Origin of the sequence: Sandarakinorhabdus rubra (assembly GCF_010994245.1) — a bacterium.
GTDB lineage: Bacteria > Pseudomonadota > Alphaproteobacteria > Sphingomonadales > Sphingomonadaceae > Sandarakinorhabdus > Sandarakinorhabdus rubra.
On sequence record NZ_WMHO01000203.1, the window covers coordinates 1 to 4,734 of the forward strand.

A 4,734-nucleotide genomic window follows, 5' to 3' on the forward strand; every position below is an offset into this window, starting at 1 on the left:
CGTTTGCCGGCGGCGCGGTCGGCGAGCAGGCGGGTGAGGTCGGCGCGCGTCTGCACCACGCGCAGCCGGCCCTCGGCGCGCACCACGGCATCGTGCAGCTTCTTGGCATGCCAGATCGAGCGTTCGGCAAGGCTGGTCCAGGTTTCCGGCGGCTGCATCTGGGCGATGACCAGCGGGGTGATATTGTCGGTATCGCCGCTGTTGCGGTCGTAATTCTGGTTACGAGGCGTCTTGGTGACGCTGGAAAACACCTGCAGCGCCACATTGCCGGTCTCCAGCCGCTTCAGGTCGACATGGCCCTGATCGGTTTCGGACAACAGGTCGCGCTTCCACATCAGCGTGTCGGCATGGAGATCGACGATGATCAGCCGACGGTGCAGCGCCTTCGCTTGCGCCGACACCGGCCAGGCCTTGCCGGTGACCTGGTTCATGTCGCGCTCGACGATGCCGGGCGCGAAGCCGAAAAAGCCGATCGCCGCCACCAGCAGCAGCACGGCTGCACCCCAGAGCACTCGGATCATTTCAGCGCCTTTCCAGCGTGACGAAGGCAAAGCCGGGCCGGTCACCCTCAGGCGGGTGGCTGACGCGGGCGACTTCCCGCCAGCGCGCCGGATCGAAGGCCGGCAGGATGGTGTCGCCATCGGGCGCGGCGTCCACCTCGGTCAACTCGATGCGGGTGGCAACCGGCAGCGCAAGGGCATAGATCTCCGCCCCGCCGATGATCATGATGTCACCACGCGCGCGGGGATCGAGCCCGGCGGCGGCCACCGCCTCGGCGAGGTTGGGCACCACCGTGACACCCTCGGCCGTCCAGCCGGCCTGTCTCGTCAGCACGATATTGTGGCGGCCGGGCAGCGGCTTGCCGATCGATTCGAAGGTCTTGCGGCCCATCACCACCGGCTTGCCGACGGTGATCGCCTTGAAGCGTTTCAGATCGGCCGGCAGATGCCAGGGCAGGCCACCGTCCCGCCCGATGACGCCGTTCCGGGCGCGGGCCACCACCAATGTAATGTCGAGGCTCATACCGCCACCGGTGCCGCGATGTGCGGGTGCGGATCATAGCCCTCGATGATGACATCCTCGAGCGCATAGCTGAACAGGTCCGCCGGCTGACGCGCGAAGGACAGGCGCGGGAAGGGGTGGGGGGCGCGCGACAGCTGCTCCGTCACCAGATGTTCGTGGTTGAGATAGACATGGCAATCCGCCCCCATCCAGGTGAGGGTGCCGGGTTCATAGCCGCACTGCTGGGCCAGCATGCGGATCAGCAGCGCCGCTTCGAAGATGTTGAACGGGAAGCCCAGGCCGAGATCGCAGCTCCTCTGATAGAGGATGCCCGACAGGCGGCCATCAGCGACGAAATACTGGTAGGTCATGTGGCAGGGCGGCAGCGCCATGCGGTGCAGTTCGGGCACGTTCCAGCCGGTGAAGATGTGGCGGCGGCTGGCCGGGTTGTGCTTGAGGCCATGGACCAGTTCGCTGATCTGGTCGACCGGCGTGTCGGCGCGATAGCTGCCGTCCTCATTGGCGGCATAGCGCGGCCAGCGCCGCCATTGCACGCCATAGACGGGGCCCAGATCGCCCCAGCGCGCGGCAAATTCATCATCGGCAATGATGCGCGCCTCGAATGCGTCGCGGCTGATGGCGTCCCCAGTGGCGCGGCGATAGGCATCCAGCGGCCAGTCCGTCCAGATGTGCACGCCCTGTTCAACCAGCGGGCGGATGCTGGAGTCGCCGGAGAGGAACCAGATCAGCTCCTTCACCGCCGATTTCCAGAACACCCGCTTGGTGGTGAGTAGCGGCACCGTGCCATCCGACAGATCGAACTTCAGCATCTCGCCGAACAGCGCCCGGGTGCCGGTGCCGGTGCGGTCGGCCCGTTCGGCGCCGTTGCGCCACACACGTGACAACAGGTCAAGATACTGGGCTTCGCCGGTCAAAGTCATTGCCCCTTTTCAGGGATATGGCGAAGCCCCGTCAACCACCTGAAAGGCAGGCCGTTAACATCGAGGATCTGCAGCATGTTCGGCACCGCAACCATGGGCACCAGCCGCGATATCAATGCCGTTGCCGGGCGCTGGGCCGATGCCGACGGCGTGGCCGAAGGGGTGCGCCAGTATGGCGCCGATCCGCGCCACGGCCTGTCGTCGGCCATGCTGCGGGACCGTAAGACGGTGCTGATGGACCGCTTGGGCTGGGACCTCACGTCGCCCGATGGCTTGCACGAGCTCGATGCCTATGACCAAGCCGATACGCTCTACCTGATCATCCACCAGCGCCAGACTGGCCGCCACCTCGGCTCGGTCAGGCTGTTGCCCTCCACCGGGCCGCATCTGCTTGGCGATGTCTTCCCGCACCTGTGCGAAGGCGGCGTGCCGCAGGGCCCGGACGTGTGGGAGATTACCCGGCTGGTGACCGCGCCCGGCCTCAACCGGGCAGAGGCGCTGCAGGTGCGCCGGCAGCTGTCGATCGCGCTGTTCGAACATGCGCTGGCCCATGGCATCACGCGCTACACGATGGTCACCCACATGCCGTGGCTGCCCAGCCTCCTCTCCATCGGCTGGGATGCCGAACCGCTGGGCATGCCGCACGGCGAGGGGGAGGCTGCGGTCGCCGCGCTGCAGGTCATGGTCAACGCGGAAACGCTGGAACGTCTGGGCCAGGCCTGGGAATTGCCGGGCCAGATGCTGGCTGAAACCATCCATATCGGCCGGGAGGGGGCACTGGCGAACTGACCCTGCGCCAGCCCAACCCGTACCGAGGGTGCCCCGGTTGACCTTTCTTCTCCGCATACGGCCCTCCCCGTTTGCCGGAACCTGGATCGACCGGGGCATCCAAACCTGCTTCTGCCCTTCATGCTGATCGCCGGACTGTCGGGCGCCCAGCTCCTTGCCCTCTGGCATGTCGGGCTGGCCGAAGCGCTGCTGCTGGTGGCGCTGGTCGTGGCCATCAACGGCCTCGATGATCTGGCGGTGGATCTGGCCTGGCTGGTGATGCCGCGCCGGGTGCAAGGGCCCGCGCCGCCGCCGGCCGTGGCGCCACCGGCCGAGCCGCCGCATTTTGCCATCCTCGTGCCGGCCTGGGACGAAGCAGCGGTGATCGGCGCCATGCTGCGCCGCCTGCTCGGCACGCAGGAGTGGCCCGCCTATCACGTGTTCGTGGGGCTCTATCCCAACGATCCAGACAGCCAGGCCGCCGTGGCGGCGATAAATGACTCGCGCCTGACGGCGGTGATCGGACCGCGTCCAGGCCCCACCACCAAGGCCGATTGCCTCAACAGCCTGTGGCAGGCGATGTTGGCCCATGAGCAGGGCAGCGGACAGGCGTTCGCCGCCATAGTGCTGCACGATGCCGAAGATCTGGCGCACCCGCGCGCGCTGGCCAGCTTTGCCCGCCATATCGGCGATCATGCGATGGTGCAGCTGCCGGTGCTGCCGCTGGCCGAGGCGGCCAGTCCGCTGATTGCCGGGCATTACATCGACGAATTTGCCGAAAGCCACGCCAAGGAACTTCCCGTGCGCCAGTGGCTGGGCGCGGCGGTGCCGGCTGCCGGCGTGGGTGTGGCCATCGATCGCGCCATGCTGGGGCGCATCGCCGCCTCGCGCGGCGGCGCGCCGTTCGATGCGCTGAGCCTGACCGAGGATTATGAGCTGGGCCAGCATATCCACCGCTTGGGCGGCGCCGCGCTGATCCTGTGGGACTGGCAGGACGGTGCGCCAGTGGGCACGGCTGAGCATTTCCCGGCCACGTGGGAAGCGGCGGTGCGGCAGAAGGCGCGCTGGCTCACCGGCATCGCGCTGGCCGGCTGGGATCGGCTGGGCTGGCAGGGCCCGGCGGCGCAGCGCTGGATGCTGCTGCGTGACCGCAAGGCGCCGTTGATGGCACTCGTTACCCTCCTGGCCTATGGGCTGGTGCTGTTGCTGGGCATCGATGCGCTGCTGCGGCAGTGGAGCCCCGAGGCCGCCCGGCTGCCACCGGTGGCGGGGAGGGGGACAATCCTGCTGCTGTGGCTGAACTGGGCGCTGCTGTGCTGGCGGCTGGGCTGGCGGATCTTTTTCACAGCGCGTCTGCGTGGGCCAACCGAAGCGCTGTGGGCAACCCCGCGCGCGCTGGTCGGCAATCTCATCAATGCCGCGGCCGCGCTGCGGGCGCTCAGCCGCTATCGCGCGGCCCTGCAGGCCGGGCGGCCGCCGGCCTGGGAAAAGACCCGGCACCGCTTTCCGGAGGCTGGATGAACCTGGTTGCCGGTGAAGGACGGCCGTTCCGGGCGCTGGCCGCCCTGGGCCTGGCGCTGATCGCCTGGCTGGCGTGGCGGGCGCCACAGCTTGCGGCCGAAAGCCGCCGGCTGGCGATCGGGCTGGCGGCCGGAGGGGCGCCGTCGCTCATGACCCGCCCACCGGCGCTGCTGCGCCGGTGGGCGGCGAAGGCCGAACGGCCGATGCTCGCGCCCGTTTCGGCCGTGTCGCCAGTGACCGCACCATTGCCCGCGCCCCGCTTGTCCCCACGGCCATCCCCAGACTTGCCCCCAGCGCCTGTTGTGGCGCCCCCTCCATCCACAGTGCCATCCACAACCCAATCCACTGAAACGGTGGAACCGTTCGCAGCATCATCCGCAGCATTGTCCACAGGGCAGCCGGCAGAGGCCGCACCGGCTACGGCCTTTGCGCTGGCCGATCAGGCCTATCGGCAGCTGGCCGCGGGCGAGCGGCGGCAGGCGGCGCGGCTGTTCGCGGCGGC

4 protein-coding genes and 1 pseudogene are annotated in these 4,734 nt (G+C 68.5%); 2 read left to right on the forward strand and 3 right to left on the reverse strand.

Features of this window, described 5'->3' with window-relative positions:
• From GJV64_RS11585 to thyA, 3 genes and pseudogenes are all read right to left on the reverse strand, one after another.
• Positions 1-521: pseudogene (locus GJV64_RS11585) on the reverse strand (peptidase M19); the annotation flags it as partial.
• Position 522: 1 nt separating this feature from the next.
• The gene (locus tag GJV64_RS11590) at positions 523-1,023 is read right to left on the reverse strand and encodes a dihydrofolate reductase (RefSeq protein ID WP_164157373.1); all 501 of its coding nucleotides are present in this window, start codon (positions 1,021-1,023) and stop codon (positions 523-525) included.
• On the reverse strand, positions 1,020-1,943 hold the full coding sequence (gene thyA, locus GJV64_RS11595) for a thymidylate synthase (protein ID WP_164157374.1): 924 nt from the start codon (positions 1,941-1,943) through the stop codon (positions 1,020-1,022). The genes GJV64_RS11590 and thyA overlap by 4 nt, the downstream gene beginning before the upstream one ends.
• A gap of 75 nt (positions 1,944-2,018) precedes the next feature.
• Between thyA and GJV64_RS11600 the strand changes: the two genes are divergently transcribed.
• Together GJV64_RS11600 and GJV64_RS11605 are read left to right on the forward strand one after the other, a co-directional pair.
• Positions 2,019-2,732, forward strand: a complete 714-nt coding sequence (locus tag GJV64_RS11600) for an acyl-homoserine-lactone synthase (protein WP_164157375.1) — start codon at positions 2,019-2,021, stop codon at positions 2,730-2,732.
• A gap of 120 nt (positions 2,733-2,852) precedes the next feature.
• Positions 2,853-4,232, forward strand: a complete 1,380-nt coding sequence (locus GJV64_RS11605) for a glycosyl transferase family protein (RefSeq protein WP_164157376.1) — start codon at positions 2,853-2,855, stop codon at positions 4,230-4,232.
• Positions 4,233-4,734 lie beyond the last annotated feature (502 nt).